The following is a 16,280-nucleotide window of genomic DNA, read 5'->3' as shown; positions in this document are numbered from 1 at the left end:
CCCGTTTCGATTTACGCAGGGGAGCATATCGAGCCCTCGCTACTGCTGCCACTCGAGCAGCGAGGTTTTCATGATCTGTTCGTATGCATTTCGTTACCCAATCGGGATGCCGTCAAGGAATCGAACTGCGGTTATACGCTCTGTATCTCGCAGGCGTCCGGGCGAGGGCACAGTCAGGTCAGTCGAGCACCGCGGTCGCCTCGACCTCGACCAGCAGATCCGGTTCGCCGAGCGCGGCGACACCGAGCAGAGTGAAGATCCGGCGGTCCGGTCGATGCTGATCGAGCGCGCGGTCAGGCAGGAGGGGTTCACCCGGCCGGCAACGCGGCTGGGCGAGGTCCCCGACACCGACGATCCGGTGCGTGACCCGGTCGCGACCGCCCGCTGCCACCGACCGCGCTCGGCAACGGTGTCCCGATTCCCACCGCACTGTTCGTGGCTGCGGGCGACGAACCGGTGCGGTGTGCGCGGTCGGTGGCGGCGGGTTGGCGGGTCAGTTGAGGGCGGCCACCGCGTGTTTCGCGGCCTCGGCGACGAGTTCGTCGGACGGGTCGGCGTCCGCGGTCGTCTTGGTGGTCAGCACGGCGAGGACCAGCGGGGCGCGGTTCGGGGGCCAGGCGATCGCGACGTCGAGGGCGGAGCCGTACGCGGGTGTGCCGGTTTTGTCACCGACGGTCCAGTCCGCGGGCAGCCCGGCCGCGATGCGCTTCGCACCGGTGGTGTTGGCCTGCAGCCAGGCGGCCAGCTTGGCGCGTTCCGCCTCGCCGAGCAGGTCGCCGAGGACGAGGGCACGGTAGTCGGCGGCCAGCGCGGCGGCGGTGGTGGTGTCGCGTTCATCGCCGGGTACGGCGGTGTTGAGTTCCGGTTCCCAACGATCGAGGCGAGACACCGAGTCGCCGATCTCGCGCAGGAAGGCGGTGAATCCCGCCGGGCCGTCGACCAGCCGGAGCAGCAGATTGCCCGCGGTGTTGTCGGACAGGGTGATCGCGGCATCGCAGAGCGCGGCGACGGTCATCCCGGTGTCGACGTGCTTCTCGGTTTCCGGGGAGTACACCACGAGGTCGGCCGCGGTGTAGTGGATGACCTGATCGAAGTACCCGGTGTCGAGCGGATGATCCCGCAGCAACGCGCCACAGACGAGCCCCTTGAAGGTCGATGCCATCGGGAACCGCTCGTCGGCGCGGTAGTCCACCGTCGCTCCGTACCCGGTATCGATCACCGAAACACCAAGCCGAGCATCATATTTCGCCGCCAGATCGGCGAAGAGGGGCGCCGATACCTCGGCCGCGCTCGGTGCGGGCGGGTCGACTGCCTGCCCGGCGTTCGAGCAGCCAGGAAGGGCGAACAGGACAATCGCCACAGCGGCGATGCGGTGGCGAAGCGGTATCGGAAGGGCGGTCACCACCGCAGAACACCACCGCCCCGACCGCACCGCCAATACCCGCGCCGGGCCCGCTCCAGTCGCCATCGATATCAACGCAGTTCAGCGCGCCGCAAGCGCCCACATTCCGGGAGTTCGAGCTGCCCCGTCGTCCGCTCCGACCAGCCCGATGCGCTGCGTGATCGTTCGCTCCGGCCCGCCAGGGGTCCGCGCGCGAGTTGCGGCAGAGAGGGGGTGTGGGAGTGAGTGGCGCTGGTTCAATGGCCGACATGGATCTGTTGCGCCATCTTCGGTTCTTCGTCGCGGTCGCCGACGAGGGGCATTTCGGGCGGGCCGCGGCCGTACTGGAGATGACGCAGCCGCCGCTGTCGCAGGGGTTGCGGCGGCTGGAGCGGCACCTCGGGCTCGAGCTCATCCACCGGACCAGTCACGGCGCGCTGCTCACGGCCGCGGGGCGGGAGTTGTTGCCGCGGGCCAGATTGCTCGTCGACGATGCCGACCGGTTACGGGCGGAAGCGGAGCGGATCGGGCAGCGCGGTGGGACGGTGCGGTTCGCGGCGACCGTGGCCCTGCCGGATCGGCTGGTCGCCGCGTGTGTCACGGCGCTGCGCACGCCTGGTGCCGCAGTGGCCACCGTGCTCGGATCGACCGTCGATGTCGTGGCACAGGTGCGGGCCGGGGTATGCGAGGTGGCGGTGATCGAACATCCCGCGCTGGTCGACGGAGTGGACGCTGGACCGGTACTGAAGCTGCCCCGCTGGCTGGTCGTGCCCGCGGAGCATCGCACCACCACCACCGAACGCCCCACCTTTCCGATGCTGGCCGGACTCCAGTTCGCCCATCCCGCGCGGGCGGCCAACCCACCGGCGTTCGACACCGTGCTCGACCTGCTGCGCGAACGGGGACTCGACGTCCCGGTGCTGGCGGCGCCCGATGACCGCGCGTTGCTCGCCGCGGTCGCCGCGGGCACCAGTTTCGGCCTCACCACCACGCCACCGATCCCGACGCCCGGCGTTGCCTGGCTCACCTTGGCGCCGCGGTCGGTGGCGTTGCGGGTCAGGGTCATTCGCCGCAAAGATGCCGCCGACCGAGCCGCAGCGCTGGACCGTGTGCTCTACCGGGAACGACTGCGATGAGTCCGACGGTGGACCGCATTCGCGCGGTTTTCGCCGATGCCGGGTGCACCGGGTGGCTGCATGCCCGCCGCTGCGATGAGTCCGCCGCCGAGGTGAGTGTCGGTGGGCACGAGCGGGTGGTCATCGCGTCGGTGTACAAGCTGCTGCTGTTCGCGGCGTTCTGCCGGGAGGTCGACCACGGCCGCCTCGATCCCGGCACCCGGATCACCGTCGACCCCACCGAGTGCACGCCGGGACCGACCGGGCTTGCCGCCCTGCACGATCCGGTCACGCTGAGCAGGCGTGACCTGGCGACCTCCATGATGACGGTGTCGGACAATGCCGCCGCCGATGTGCTGCTCGGGGAACTCGGGCTGGCCGCCGTCACCGATCTGGTAGCCGAACTCGGCCTCACCGCGACGCGCGTCGTCGGTGGCACCGCCGACCAGCACCGCAGCCTGGTCCGCGACACCGACACCCACACCACCGCGGAAGCCTTCGCCGCGCTGGCCGACAACGACGAGGCCTGGACCGTCTCCGCCTACGACCCGTCCTACGCCAGCGCCACCACCCCTGAGGAGATGACCAGATTCCTGCGGCTGCTCTGGTCTGGGACCGTATTATCCAGAGAGAGAACCGAATTCGTGCGCGCGGTGATGAGCAAGCAGCTCTGGCCACACCGGATCGCCGCCGGGTTCCCGCACCGTGGTGTGCTCGTCGCCGGCAAGACCGGCACCATCGGCGTGATCCGCAACGAGGTGGCGGTGATCGAGTTCCCCGGCGAAACCTCGGTCGCTGTCGCGGTGTTCACCCGTGCCGCGCGCGCGGATCCCACGCTGCCGGTGGTCGATGCGGCGATCGGCGAAGCAGCCCGTATCGCGGTCACCGAACTGCGCCGCCCACGGTGATCGGACCACCCACCCGGTCGTGTGTGGCGACCGTCTGGGGTGGATCGCGAATGGTGCCGCTCCAGCACGCCGCCGAGGCCAGGGCCGAGTGGACGCATGCCGCCGAACACGATGCGCGAGAATCGGGTTCCCACACCGACGCGCCCGAACCGGGTGGTGATGGTTAGCATCGGTGCTCGTGGGTGGAGATTCTTCCGGTTTCGGCCGGGTGCGGTTGATCGGTGTGGTGGCGGGGGTCCTCGGGATCGTGCTGGCGGTGGCGACGCCGTTCTTGCCGGTCAGCCAGGAACGGGTGAGCCTGAACTGGCCGCAACCGCAGGCGCTGCAACTGAGTGCGCCGCTGGTGCACTATGTGCCGCTGACCCTGGATGCGCACGTGCCGTGTACCGCGCTGCGCGACACGACCGGCGGCACCGTGCTGTCGACCGTGCCCCCGCAGGCCCCACGCGCCGGTTCGAAGGGCCTGGTCGCCCGGATCGAAGACCGCCCCGACACCGGACGCACTCTCGCTGTCGTCCTGCGTGATCGGCTGCTGCTCAGCGTCCCGGTCGCCGACATCGGGGCCCCACCGGCCGGCGCGGGTATCCCGTCCCCCGGTGGCCCGGTACCCGCGAGACCGGATAGTTCGCCTCCCGGACGAGGCGGGGATGGGCCGCCAGGCTCATCGGCACCACCGCCGGGCACCGGGATTCCCGCAGGCGCGGACACGCCCGCTGCCGCGTGCACCGCACTGACCATCACCTCCACCGCCACGAGTACCACCGCGGAACTCGTGGGCCTGACCGCGGCGGACGGGTCGCCGATGCGGACGACGGTCGACGGTGATGTGCGCCCGCAGCTCGTCGGCGTGTACTCCGAGCTGGATCGCGAGCGGATGGGCGATGCGTGGCTGCGGGCCGAGATCGATGCGCGGTTCGCGTCGAGCCCGACCGGCTGGAAGCTGGCGGGCATTCTCGGTGCGGTGCTGTGCACCGTGGTCGCCCTGAGCTGCCTGCACCGCGGCGATATCAGGGACGGACGCCGGTCGCGGCGCGTGCTGCCCGCGCGCTGGTGGCGGTTCACCGGTCTCGACGGCGCGGTCGCCGCAACCCTGCTGGTGTGGCATGTGGTCGGCGCGAACAGCTCCGACGACGGCTACATCCTCACCATGGCCCGCGCCGCGCGGGAGGCCGGGTACACCGCCAACTACTACCGGTGGTTCCAGGTCGCCGAGGCGCCGTTCGGCTGGCCCTACGAGGTACTCGCGCTGCTGACCAGGTTCGGCGAGGCGGGACTGTGGATGCGGCTGCCCGCGTTGCTCGCCGGTCTGGTGTGCTGGCTGGTGCTGAGCCGGGAAGTGCTGCCGCGCTTGGGTTCCGGTGTCGCGGCGAGCTCGCCTGCGCGCTGGACCGCCGCACTGGTGTTCCTCGCGATCTGGCTGCCGTACAACAACGGCCTTCGCCCCGAACCGTTGATCGCGATGGGTGTGCTGCTCACCTGGTGCTCGATGGAACGCGCCATCGCCACCCGGCGCCTGCTGCCCGCCGCGCTGGCGGTGCTGATCGCCGCGTTCTGCCTCGCCGCCGGACCCACCGGCCTGATCTGTGTGGGTGCCCTGCTCGCGGGTTCGCGCCCGGTCGTGCACACGATCATCGCCCGCGCGCGCACCGGCGCCGGCGCCGCGGTGCTGCGGTACGCGGCGGTGCTGGCACCGATCGCGGCCGCGGGCACGCTGGTACTCGTCGTCGTGTTCGCCGACCAGAGCTGGGCGAGCGTGCTGGAGGCCACCCGGGTGCGCCGGCTCGTCGGCCCCGACCTGTCCTGGTTCGAGGAGCGCACCCGCTGGGACTCACTGCTCTCGGTGAACCCGGACGGTTCGTTGACCCGCCGGTTCGGTGTGCTCGCGATGCTGCTGTGCCTGATCGTCGGTGTGCTGGCGACCGTGCGTGGCGCGGGCCGGATCGCCGCAACCGCACGCGGCCCGGTGACGCGGATGCTCGCGGTGACATTCCTTGCCCTGCTGCTGATGATGTTCACCCCCACCAAGTGGACCCATCACTTCGGCGTCTACGCCGGTCTCGCCGCCGCCCTTGCCGCCGTCACCGCGATCGCCCTGCGCCGCGGCACACTCCGTGCTCCCTGGCTCCGGTCGCTCTTCGGCGCGGCGGTCCTGTTCCTGCTCGCCGTCTGCTGTACCGGATCCAACGGCTACTGGTACGTCTCCGGCTACGGCGTCCCCTGGCCGGACCGCGCCCCCACCGTAGGCGGTGTCGACGTCTCGGCCCTGTTCCTCGCCGCCACCGCTCTCACCCTGCTCATCGCCCTGTCGCAGTACTACCGCGCGCCGAATACCCTGCGGCGGCAGCGGACGAACAGCACCAGCGCAGGGCCGGCGGACACCACCGGCTCTGCAACAGCAGACATCGCCGCCACCACCGGCGAGCGCGACACGGCTAGGACAGGGCAGATCCCTGTCGACGATGTGTCGCGGCGATACCGGTTGCCGGTGGTCACGCCGCTCACGCTGGCCGCGGCCGCGATGGTGCTGTTCGAGGTGGGATCGCTGGCCTCGGCGGCGATCTCGCAGTATCCGGCGTATTCGGTCGGCCTGTCGAACCTGCGAACCCTGGCCGGGGATCGCTGCGCCATGGCCGATGACGTGCTCGTCGAGACCAACACCGCCAACTCGCTGCTCATCCCCGTCACCGGCGCCGTCGCCGACGGGCTCGCCGCCGAGAACACCGGCTTCACCCCGAACGGCATCGGCAGCCTCGCCCCGGACCCTGGCCCCGGCCGATCCGCCGCCCCACCATCGGGTTCCGGCCCTGCCCCCGGCGGCGCGGGCCCCGGCGGCCCCCCGAACGGCGCGCTCCCTGATGGTCCTCCCAGCGGCGCGGGCCCCGGTGCCACCCCGTCGACCGCCCCCGGAGGACTGCATCACAGCGGCGGCCCTTCAGACGGATCGAGCTCCGGCACACCGGGAACCGACGGCACGGGTCCCCGTGGATCGAGCCTCGGCACACCCGGCGGCGCACCGGGAAACAACGGCACACCGCCCGGTGGATCCAGTTCCGGTACACCTGGTGGATCGGCCCCAAACTCTCCGGGTGGCCAGAATTCTGCCGCCCCCGGTGGCACCGTACCCGGTGACAGGTCCGGGAACGGGCCGGGCGGCTCGGCTCCCGGCGGGAGTCAAGGGCAGGGCGGGCCGGGGCCTGGCGGGCCTGCCGCCGCGACCGGTGTCAACGGGAGCACCGCAGCGCTGCCGTTCGGGCTGGTCCCGGAGCGGACGCCGGTGCTCGGCAGCTACTCGACCGGCGCACCGCAACGCACCCGGCTGACCACGCAGTGGTACGACCTGGATCTCGCAGCGGCGCAGCGGGATCCCGCGTATCGAGTGGTGGTGCTCACCGTCGCGGGCCGGATCGAGTCGGTGGCACCGGACGGCACGCGGATGCCGGGGCAGCGGTTGCGGGTGGAGTCCGCGCGCCGTGGCGACGACGGAACCTTCACCCCGCTGGGCGAACTCGTGCCGCCGAACGTGGGTGGCGCACCCGGTTGGCGGAATCTGCCGCTCGCGCTGGACACCCTGCCCACCGGCACGACGGCGGTGCGCCTGATCGCCGAGGGCGAACCCGACCCCATGCAATGGCTGGCCGTCACACCCCCACGTCTGCCGAAACTGTCGACACTGAACACCGTGGTCGGCACCCGCGATCCGGTGCTCGCGGATTGGCATGTGGGGCTGGCGTTCCCGTGTCAGCGTCCGTTCGATCACCGCTCCGGGGTGGCCGAGATGCCGCTGTGGCGGATCCAGCCGGACAAGCTCAACGCGCAGGTCTCCGAGACCTGGCAGGGCGAGACCGGCGGCGGCCCGCTCGGCTGGACCGGCCTGCTCATGCGGAGCCGCACGATCCCCGCCTACCTGGCCGACGACTGGACCAGGGACTGGGGTGAGCTCCAGCGCCTCAGCCGCCTGATCACCGCACCCCCGGCGGAGCTCGAGGTCCGCAGGGCCAGTGTGTGGGGCTGGACCGGCGAAAGCCCGATCAGGACAGGCTGAGCACCCCCGTACCCAGCAAGTGTGGGGTGTCCGGCCCCGCGCCGACCACACACTTTTCGCCGCACTTGCACGAATCACGACAACAACTGAGATAGGTGGACACGCAGCGTGGCGCGGGGACCGAGCCACCCGGCCGCGGGCCACCGGGCGGCGCCGACCCCCGGCGACCGGCGACCGGCAGCACAACAAACGAAACCGCCGCCCCCAACGGGAAGCGGCGGTCTCAGCGGCGCGGACTTACTTCGGCGGCTCGCCACCGGGCGGCTGCTCACCGGCGGGCGGCTGGCCCGGCGCACCGGCGGGCGGCTCACCCCCGGCGGGCGGCGTGGCGCCGGGGGGCAGCGGCTTGCCGATATTGCGGGCCATGTCCGGCATCAGCCGGATGGCGACCTGCTCCCAGGTGCCCCAGTTGTGGATGCCGATCTCGGGGTAGTCGTAGCTGACGTTGGTGTAGCCGAGCTCGGTGATCCGCTGTTCGAAGGAGCGGGTATTGGCCAGCGCGATCGCCTCGAGCGGCATGCCCTGGGTGATCGCGTCCACCGAGGACAGGTCCTGGTCGGCGGGCGTCGCGCTGCCCGCGGAGATGTAGAGCCGGGTGTTGTTGGCGACCAGCGTCTCGGCGAACCCGTACGGGTCCATCCGCTGCCACTTCTCGCTGCCCGCGGGCGCCATCGCCTCGATGTTGTAGCCGCCGCTGGCGATCATGGCCGCGCCGAGCGCCTCGCGCATCCCCGGCATGGACATGTGCAGATAGCCCGACAGCGAACCGGCGTAGGTGAACTGCTCCGGATGGTAGGCCGCCATCATCAGCGCCGCGCCGCCACCGCTGGACAGGCCTACCACGCCGTTGCGGGTGTCACTGAACCCGAGCCGCGACTTCAGTGCCGCGGGCAGGGTTTCGGTGATGAAGGTTTCCCACTTGTAGGTGGTGGTCTTGCCGTTGGTGTCCTCCCAGCCGCCGACGGCCGAGCCCGAGTCCGCGCTCGGCAGTGCCGACCCGTCGGGGTTGAAGCCGTTGAAACTGCTCGGCTGGTCCCAGTCGGCGTAGAAACTGGACTGGCCGCCGACCGGCATCACCACATTGATGTTGAACTTCGCCATCTCGGCCGGGATATCGGTGTGCTTCTCCCAGCCGTTGAGGTCGTTCTCGGCGCGCTCGCCGTCGAGCAGATAGACCACCCGGTCGGTGTTGCCGTCGGCCGCCCGCAGGATGCGGGTGTTGATGGTGCCCATCGACGAATCGACGCGGAAGTCGATCGCATCGGGATTCTCGTCCGCGGCCGCGGGCGCCACCGACACGCACAGCGGAAGCACCGCCGCGGCGACCGCCACCGCCATGCCGCGCCGGATCCGGCTCGACCCGTGTCGGCGCCGCAGCGCCCCTCCCATGGTTACCCCACGCATGATCGCTGTTCAGGCCTTTCCGTTGTGCGGCTGCCGCCGCGTCCCCACTCCACCCGACCGCGGCACTCACAGCCTGCGGGCGGCTCCTGCCGGGCAGCATAGCCTGCCGGGGCGACGGCGGGCATACCGAAAACCGATGTGAGCCAGTTCGCTTCGCTCAGACAGCGGGGTCGACCCTGGTGACGCAGCGAACGGTGACGACCTCCTCCGCGAAGCACCCACTCCCCCGCCGACACGATCGCCGGTTCGGTACCGCGCACAGCAGTGGATAGTCCGATTCCACTGCCGCAGAATTGGGTTGGGGCGGATCAGCGCTGCCTGGTGGCGAAGAACTCCCAGATGACCGCTGTCGCGTCGAGGGGATCGCCGGACCGGGTGCCAGGCCAGCTGTGCCCGGTACCGGCGACAGTGACGAGCCGGACCGCGCGTCCGTCGCGGCAGTTCGCGGCGGCGACGGTGACCTGGCCGGTGGTCGTCGATTCCGATGCCGCGCAGTCGTCGACGGCGCGCCAGAAATCGTGCAGCTCCGGCACCGGTGGTCCGTCGATGCGGGCGATGCCGATGCCGGGCTCGCCGTCGTAGCGGACATTCGCGTCGTCACTGCCGTGGACATGGATCACCGAGGTCGGCGCCGGATCGGCGCAGTCGCCCAGCTGAGTTCCCGCGACCGGGCCGATCGCGGCGGCGACCGAGGTCCGGCAGGCCATGGTGTAGGACATCATGGCGCCGTTGCTCATTCCGGTGAGATAGATCCGGTCGCGGTCGACGGGCACCGCGGCACCGATCTCATTGATCATGGCGGCGAGGAAGCCCACATCGTCGACGCCGGTGCGGCCTGGGGTGCCGCAGCAGTCGCCCTCGGTGTTCCAGGCGCGGTCGACGCCGTCGGGATAAGCGACGGCGAAACCGGTGGCATCGGCCATGGCGTCCCACCCGTAGGCGCGCTGCGCCTGCGCGCCGGTACCGAGCGCACCGTGCAGCACCACCACCAGCGGCGCCGGTTCGTCGAGTGCGGCGGGCCGGTAGAGGCGATAGGTGCGGGCGTGCCCGTCGTGGTCGAGGGTCCACTCGCTCGTGCCGACCTGGGGCGTGGCGCCGGCCTGCTCGTCGCCCGCCGCCACGCAGCCGACGAGCAGGACAGCTGCCGCGGCGAGCAGGGCGATCCGCATGGCACCAGTGAACCGGACCTTCCACCGCGGGGCAAGCGGTTCGTCGCGGTGGTCGCGCTAGGCTGGATGGCCGATTCGTGGCCACCGCACCGGATGGCCCTGCGCAGGACGGAACCCGTTGAGACTCGCCGTACGACTGATAGTGATCCTGCTGATTCCGGCTGTCCTGTTCGCCCTGCCCTGGTGGACGCTGGTAGCCGCACCGACCGGCGGCACCGGCACATTGTTCTGGGTGGGCACGGCGGTGTGCGCGCTCGGCTATCTGAGCCTGCCCGCCGCGCTGTTCCTCGGCCACGGCCCCACCCAATCGGATCCGGCGGTGATCGTCGGCGACGCCGTGCTCGGCATCCTGTGGGTGGTTTTCTCCTGGTCGTCGCTCGGCCTCGTCGCCCGTGGTGCGCTGGCCGTGGCCGGGGTCGACGGCACCGTCGCCGCGCGGATCGTCGCGCTCGGGGTGCTGGTGATCTCGGTCGCGCTGATCGGCTGGGGGTACTACGAGGCGCGCCGGTTGCCACGGGTCCGCACCGTCGACGTCGGGATCCGTGGCCTGGCACCGGGATTGGACGGTCTGCGGGTGGTGGTCGTCACCGATACGCACTACGCCGCGCTGAACCGGCAACGCTGGTCGGAGCGGGTGGTCGACCTCGTCAATGCCCAGCGTCCCGATATCGCCTGTCACGCCGGTGACCTCGCCGACGGATCGGTGGCCAGGCGCAGCGCCCAGGTCGACCCGCTCGCCCGGGTGCAGGCCCCGCTCGGCCGCTTCTACATCACCGGCAACCACGAGTACTTCGGTGACGCACAGGGCTGGATCGACCATATGGCCGGGCTCGGCTGGCAGCCGCTACACAACGCGCACCGCACCGTCGACCGCGACGGCGACCGGCTCGTCGTCGCCGGCATCGACGACCCGACCGGCGTCGGTCTGCCCGGTCACGGCCCCGACCTGCCCGCCGCACTGGCGGGCGCCGACCCCACGCTGCCGGTGCTGCTGCTGGCCCATCAGCCCAAGCAGATCACCGACAGCGCGGCGGCGGGGGTGGCGCTGCAGATCTCCGGCCACACCCATGGCGGCCAGATCTGGCCCTTCCACTATCTGGTCCGGCTCGATCAGCCGGTGGTCGCCGGGCTGAGCCGCCACGCGAACGGCACCCAGCTCTACACCAGTCGCGGCACCGGCTTCTGGGGCCCGCCGCTGCGGGTGTTCGCGCCGAGCGAGGTCACCGTGCTGGTGCTGCGCCCTAGCGGTGCGGCTGGGTGACCTCGTCCGGAAGCGGTCCGCTCATCACGACCTCGGAGCCGTTCCACGTGTAGTGAATGGCCACCGGACCGCCCTGGGGCGTGGCGAACGGCTCGTCACCGGCGAGCCACTTGTACTCCACGCTCACCTCGTTCTTCGTGTAGCCCACCACCGAGGTGAACGCGTAGGGCTCGGCGGTGGCCGTGCCGAGCCACTGCCCGTCGTGGAAGAACAGCACGTGGATCGGCGCCCCCGCGGAATTGCCGCCGACCGCCTGCACCCAGAGCAGTTCGGCGCACTGGCCGGGGATATCGTTCGACGCGCGCTGGGCATGCCAGCCGTCGCCGAGCCGGGCCAGCGCATTCCGCACGCCGGTCGAGCTCGGGTCGATGCATTTGCCCGGTCCGCTGAGGTCGTCGCCCGCCGGCGTGGTCGGCTCCTGCGTCACCGCTGTCTGTCCGCCGGTCGACCCCTGACCGCCGGTCGACCCCTGTCCGTCCGTCGACCCCTGGCCCGGCGTCTCCTGCTCGCCGCCGGGCTGCTGTCCACCGGTGGGCGCCGGGGTGCCCGCCGTGACCGAGGTGGTCGCCGACGTGGGCGCGGAGCCCGTCGAACCGCCGTCGCCCGTGCAGCCGACCACCGCGGCCGCGGCGACGGCGATCAGCGCACTCATCCGCACTACGTTCTTCATGACTTCCTCGATTCCTGTCCCCCGCGCCGGTCGCGCGTTCTGCTCAGTCCATCGGGGTCGCCGAAACGGCCGTTAGGCGTATTCCGGCAATCATCACCCTAGGTGTGGAATATTCACACCCTTCCGCAATCAGAACGAAATGCCTTGTGCCCCAACCAGATACGAAATTCGGCCGGGTACGCCACGCGTACCCGGCCGGATCGGCGGTCCGAGCTCAGTGAATGTCGGTGGTTCCCGAGCAGGTCACCGGCGGCACCGGCACCAGGCCGGTGTTCACCACGGACAGGTCGATGCGCACCGGCCCGGCCCCGGTGGGCACATCGGTGAAGTAGACGGTGCCGCCGGTGCCGAACATCGAGGAGATGTTCGTGTGCCCGGTCAGCGAACCCGAGGCACCGGTGGCCAGATTGGTCCAGGTGAGCGTGGGACTGCTCTGGTAGCCCCAGATGCTGGCGCCGGAGTGCACCGTGAAGGTCGGCAGCCCCGAGCGGTCGTACAGGTAGGACACGATCACCTGGTTGCTGTAGGGCACGTCGACGATATTGGGGCTGATCCCCATGCAGTCGATCCCCACCAGATAGCTCGGCAGGGCATTCGCCGTACCGGCGCCGGCCACCATCGTCCCGGCCGCCACGGCCACCCCGGCCGCGATGCCCGCGACCTTCGCACGCACAGTCATATAGATCCCCTTCCACTGGTAACACCCGAGCCCCACGAATCCGCGCAACGCACCGCCGGACACCGGGAAGCCCGGGAATGTGCGCGCCACAACCGGCGCGCCCTCCACTCACCGTATCGATCACCGGCACACATCGTTACCGGAAGTAAGCAAACCTCTCATACCTAGCTCCGCTGGGTTATGACCTAGCGGTTCTAGGTACAGGAGTGCGATGCGGGTCGTCGCCCAACAAGATCGTCGCACTCGGCCTGAACGTGATCCTGCTGGTGAACCTCGTCTGGTCGGCCCGCCTCGGCGCCGGATTCCTGCGCGGCACACACCGTTTCGCGGACCTGGAACCCTGGCAGACCCGCTACGCCCCGGTCTGCGGCACCTGGGCCGCGGCGGGCGTGCTCACGACCGGTCCGATCTTCGGCGGCTCATGGCCGCGCGAGCAGCAGCGCCACGCAGCCGATCAGCGGCGGAACCAACTGGATGAGCGCGGCCCGCGCCTTGTCCGGCGCGGAGATCAGCAGCACGGTCCCCGCCGCCACCATCGATCCGGCCCCGGCCAGCACCAGCGCCACGCCGATCCCCGGGTCACCGAACCCGACGAACCCCATGCCGACCGCCGCCACGATCGCGAGGAACAGGTTGTAGAACCCCTGATTGAAGGCCATCTCCTCGGTGGCGGCGGCTGCCGCCACGGAGGTCCCGAACGTCGCCCTGGTCCGTGGCCGCGTCCACCACAACGACTCCAGCACGAAGATGTACCCGTGCAACAGCACAGCGATCCCGACGAACACCAGCGCGAACACCGTCATGGCGGCACCTCTCGAAGCGCCCGGCGGTCGCCGGGTCGGTGGCGCGATTATCCGCCGCGGCGCCCCACTGTGACGCAGGACGCGCGGAATCGAACGCCGCGGGCGGTGCGGAAAATCGCCGGCGGGGCCGTGACAGGATCGACGGGGGCTGTTGACGATCTCCACCACCCACACTCCCGCGACCGACTTGGGGTTCCTGGCGATGGAGTCGGTTCCCACCGATCCGCGGCTGTGACTCAGGCGGGTCGCAGGCTCGCCTGGCGGCCCACCTCGTCGAGGTGGGCCATGGCCTCCGCGTAGGACTCGAACAGGCCGGTCTCGTGGTACGGCACGCCGATCTCGGCACAGAACCCGGCCACGATCGGCTGGGCGCGAACGAGATTGGGGCGCGGCATGGACGGGAAGAGGTGGTGCTCGATCTGGTAGTTCAGGCCGCCGAGCCCGAGATCGGTCATGGCGCCGCCGCGGACGTTGCGGGAGGTGAGGACCTGGCGGCGCAGGAAGTCGGTGTTGTCGCCCTCGGGCAGCACCGCCATCCCCTTGTGGTTCGGCGCGAACGTGCACCCCATGTAGAACCCCCACAGCCCCTGTTGAACGGCGATGAACGCCAACGCCTTTCCCGGCGGCAGCACCAGGAACACGGTTCCGAGATAGGCGGCGGCGTGCGTCGCGAGCAACGCGCCCTCGAGCACCCGATTCGGGATCGGCCAGCGCAGCACCGCGCGCACACTCGCCCGGTGCAGGCTGCCGCCCTCGAGGAACAGCATCGGGAAGAACAGCCAGGCTTGATACCGGAAGATCAGGCGCCGGATTCCCCGTCCGGCCCTTGCCCGTTCCCCGGAGAAGGCCAGCACGCCCATCGCGTCCGGGTCGGCGCCTTCGGTGTTCGGGTGCGCGTGGTGCCGATTGTGATTGCTCGTCCACCAGCCGATGCTCAGCCCGATCGCGAGATTGCCCGCGATCAACCCGTACCGGTAGTTGGCCCGGCGGGACGCGAAGATCTGCTTGTGCCCGGCGTCGTGGCCGAGGAACGCGATCTGCGCGAACACCAGGGCGAGGAAGGCGCCGACAGCCAGCTGCCACCAGGTATCGCCGAGCAGCACGAACACCACCCAGCCCGCCACGAACGCGGCCGCGGTGAGCGCACTCGCCCACACGTAGTAGCGCACCCGGCGGTCGAGCAGACCCGCCGCCCGCACCCGGCGCATCAGGATCGAGAACTCACTGCCGCGCACCGGCGCGACATCAGCGACTGCCACCCGTCCAGCATGCCTGGCCGAAGCCACCACCAGGTGAACTCGACCGAACTAGTTCACCTTCGCCGCACGACGTTCGGTGTCGAGGGCGGTGAACGCGGCAGCGGCGAGGATCAGGATCGCCGAGACCAGCAGGGCCACGTCGAGCCCGTGGTGGAAGGCTGTCTTGCCGGTGGCGAGCACCTCGTTCACCTTCGACAGGTACCGCAGGTACGGGCCGATATCGACCCCTTCGGGGATGCGGCCGCGCTCCACCGCCCCGATGGCGTCGGGTTGCAGGGTGGTCGGCAGACCGAGTTCGGTCATCCTGGCCTTCAGGTCCGCCGAAAGGAACGCGCTCACCAGCGCGCCGAGTACCGCGACACCGAAGGCCGAGCCGACCTGCCGCATCGTGTTCGTCACCGCCGCCGCCATGCCCGAATGCTCGGCGGGCACACCCGACATCACGGCAGAGGTCAACGGCACCACCGACACGCCGAACCCGAATCCGGCCACCGCCATCGCGGCGGCCAGCCACGGATCGTGCAGGGTCCCCGACAGCGCCTGGCGGGTCAGCAGGATGCCGCCCGCGCCGAGGACACAGCCGAGGATCAACGGTATGCGCGCGCCCCTGCGGCTCACCCAGAACCCGGCCACCAGCGAGCCGAGCACGATCGCGCCCGCCATCGGCGCGAAGACCGCCGCGGTGCGCGCGGCCGAATACGACTGCATCACTTGGAGATACAGCGCGGTGAAGAAGAAGATCGAGAAGATACCGAAGTAGACGGCGAAGGCCACCACCAGCGCGCTGCGGACCGCGGGTAACCGCAGGTAGGTGAAGTCGAGCATGGGCGCGCGTGCCCGCCGTTCCACCGCGACGAACGCGGCCATGGCCACTGCGCCGAGTGCGAACATCAGCAGCACCGGCACCGAGGTGTAGCCGCGGTCCTGGCCCGCAGTCGCGGCGTAGACCAACAGCCCGAAAGCCGTTGCGCCGAGCACGGCTCCGGCCCAGTCGAACGGCTCCGGCTGCGGATCGGCGCTCTCCGGTACCGACCACAGCGCCACCACCAGCGCGACCGCACCGATCACCAGGTTGAACCAGAAGATCGAACGCCAGCCCCAGGCGTCGACCAGCACACCACCGAGCACCGGACCCGCGGCCAGCGCGAGCCCCGAGACCGCCGCCCACACCCCGACCGCCTTGGCCCGCGACCGCTCGCCGGGGAACACGTGCCGCAGCACCGACAGCGTGCCCGGTTCCGAGGCCGCCGCACCGAGCCCCATGATCGCGCGACCGGCGATGAGCAGGGCCACGCTGCTCGCCATGGCCGACACCACCGACCCGGCGCAGAAGATCACCAGCCCGACCATCATCACTCGCTTGCGGCCCCACCGGTCGCCGAGTGAACCGCCTGCCAGCATCAGCCCGGCGAACACCACCGTGTAGGCGTTGACCACCCATTGCAGCAGCGTGACATCGGTGCTGAGCTCGCTGCGGATGTCACCGAGCGCGACGCTGACCACGGTGGTGTCGAGGAAGGTCACGAACACCACGGTGACAACGGCCGCAAGGGCGACTCCCGGCCGGGCCGGCGCCTTGTCCATCTGAA

At 70.5% G+C, this 16,280-nt stretch carries 13 protein-coding genes; 4 read left to right on the top strand and 9 right to left on the bottom strand.

Features of this window, described 5'->3' with window-relative positions; genetic code table 11:
• Nucleotides 1–178: 178 nt before the first annotated feature.
• Both ACFOW8_RS15215 and bla read right to left on the bottom strand, forming a co-directional pair.
• Entirely contained in the window at nt 179–391 is a 213-nt protein-coding gene (locus ACFOW8_RS15215; protein WP_378551268.1) for a hypothetical protein, read from the bottom strand.
• Nucleotides 392–493: 102 nt separating this feature from the next.
• On the bottom strand, nt 494–1,360 hold the full coding sequence (bla, locus tag ACFOW8_RS15210) for a class A beta-lactamase (protein WP_378551267.1): 867 nt from the start codon (nt 1,358–1,360) through the stop codon (nt 494–496).
• A 281-nt stretch (nt 1,361–1,641) separates the two neighbouring features.
• Here bla and ACFOW8_RS15205 point away from each other — a divergent pair, with 281 nt between their 5' ends.
• The 3 genes from ACFOW8_RS15205 to ACFOW8_RS15195 all read left to right on the top strand — a co-directional run bounded on the left by ACFOW8_RS15205 (nt 1,642) and on the right by ACFOW8_RS15195 (nt 7,446).
• Nucleotides 1,642–2,517: a LysR family transcriptional regulator gene (locus ACFOW8_RS15205; RefSeq protein WP_378551266.1), complete on the top strand. Its 876-nt coding sequence runs from the start codon at nt 1,642–1,644 to the stop codon at nt 2,515–2,517.
• A complete protein-coding gene (locus ACFOW8_RS15200; protein WP_378551265.1) occupies nt 2,514–3,404 on the top strand; it encodes a serine hydrolase in 891 nt (296 codons plus the stop codon). Before ACFOW8_RS15205 ends, ACFOW8_RS15200 begins: the two co-directional genes overlap by 4 nt.
• 178 nt (nt 3,405–3,582) lie before the next feature.
• A complete protein-coding gene (locus tag ACFOW8_RS15195; protein ID WP_378551264.1) occupies nt 3,583–7,446 on the top strand; it encodes an arabinosyltransferase domain-containing protein in 3,864 nt (1,287 codons plus the stop codon).
• Nucleotides 7,447–7,683: 237 nt separating this feature from the next.
• Here ACFOW8_RS15195 and ACFOW8_RS15190 read toward each other — a convergent pair whose 3' ends face one another.
• On the bottom strand, nt 7,684–8,835 hold the full coding sequence (locus ACFOW8_RS15190; protein ID WP_378551263.1) for an alpha/beta hydrolase: 1,152 nt from the start codon (nt 8,833–8,835) through the stop codon (nt 7,684–7,686).
• 323 nt (nt 8,836–9,158) lie between these two features.
• Entirely contained in the window at nt 9,159–10,019 is an 861-nt protein-coding gene (locus ACFOW8_RS15185; protein WP_378551262.1) for an extracellular catalytic domain type 1 short-chain-length polyhydroxyalkanoate depolymerase, read from the bottom strand.
• Nucleotides 10,020–10,158: 139 nt separating this feature from the next.
• Between ACFOW8_RS15185 and ACFOW8_RS15180 the strand changes: the two genes are divergently transcribed.
• Nucleotides 10,159–11,280: a metallophosphoesterase gene (locus ACFOW8_RS15180; RefSeq protein ID WP_378552017.1), complete on the top strand. Its 1,122-nt coding sequence runs from the start codon at nt 10,159–10,161 to the stop codon at nt 11,278–11,280.
• Here ACFOW8_RS15180 and ACFOW8_RS15175 read toward each other — a convergent pair.
• From ACFOW8_RS15175 to ACFOW8_RS15155, 5 genes are all read right to left on the bottom strand, one after another.
• The gene (locus tag ACFOW8_RS15175) at nt 11,261–11,950 is read right to left on the bottom strand and encodes an LppP/LprE family lipoprotein (protein WP_378551261.1); all 690 of its coding nucleotides are present in this window, start codon (nt 11,948–11,950) and stop codon (nt 11,261–11,263) included. The genes ACFOW8_RS15180 and ACFOW8_RS15175 overlap by 20 nt on opposite strands.
• A gap of 214 nt (nt 11,951–12,164) precedes the next feature.
• On the bottom strand, nt 12,165–12,629 hold the full coding sequence (locus tag ACFOW8_RS15170) for a hypothetical protein (protein ID WP_378551260.1): 465 nt from the start codon (nt 12,627–12,629) through the stop codon (nt 12,165–12,167).
• 419 nt (nt 12,630–13,048) lie between these two features.
• Entirely contained in the window at nt 13,049–13,432 is a 384-nt protein-coding gene (locus ACFOW8_RS15165) for a DUF1304 domain-containing protein (RefSeq protein ID WP_378551259.1), read from the bottom strand.
• Between the two features lie 236 nt (nt 13,433–13,668).
• Nucleotides 13,669–14,691, bottom strand: coding sequence for a fatty acid desaturase family protein (locus tag ACFOW8_RS15160; RefSeq protein ID WP_449289772.1), 1,023 nt, complete (start codon nt 14,689–14,691; stop codon nt 13,669–13,671).
• A gap of 48 nt (nt 14,692–14,739) precedes the next feature.
• Entirely contained in the window at nt 14,740–16,275 is a 1,536-nt protein-coding gene (locus tag ACFOW8_RS15155) for an MFS transporter (protein ID WP_378552014.1), read from the bottom strand.
• Between the last annotated feature and the right edge of the window lie 5 nt (nt 16,276–16,280).

This window comes from Nocardia rhizosphaerae (genome assembly GCF_042650365.1).
Lineage (GTDB): Bacteria > Actinomycetota > Actinomycetes > Mycobacteriales > Mycobacteriaceae > Nocardia > Nocardia rhizosphaerae.
Note: the sequence above shows the minus strand (reverse complement) of the source record. Positions and strands in the feature narration are given on the sequence as shown.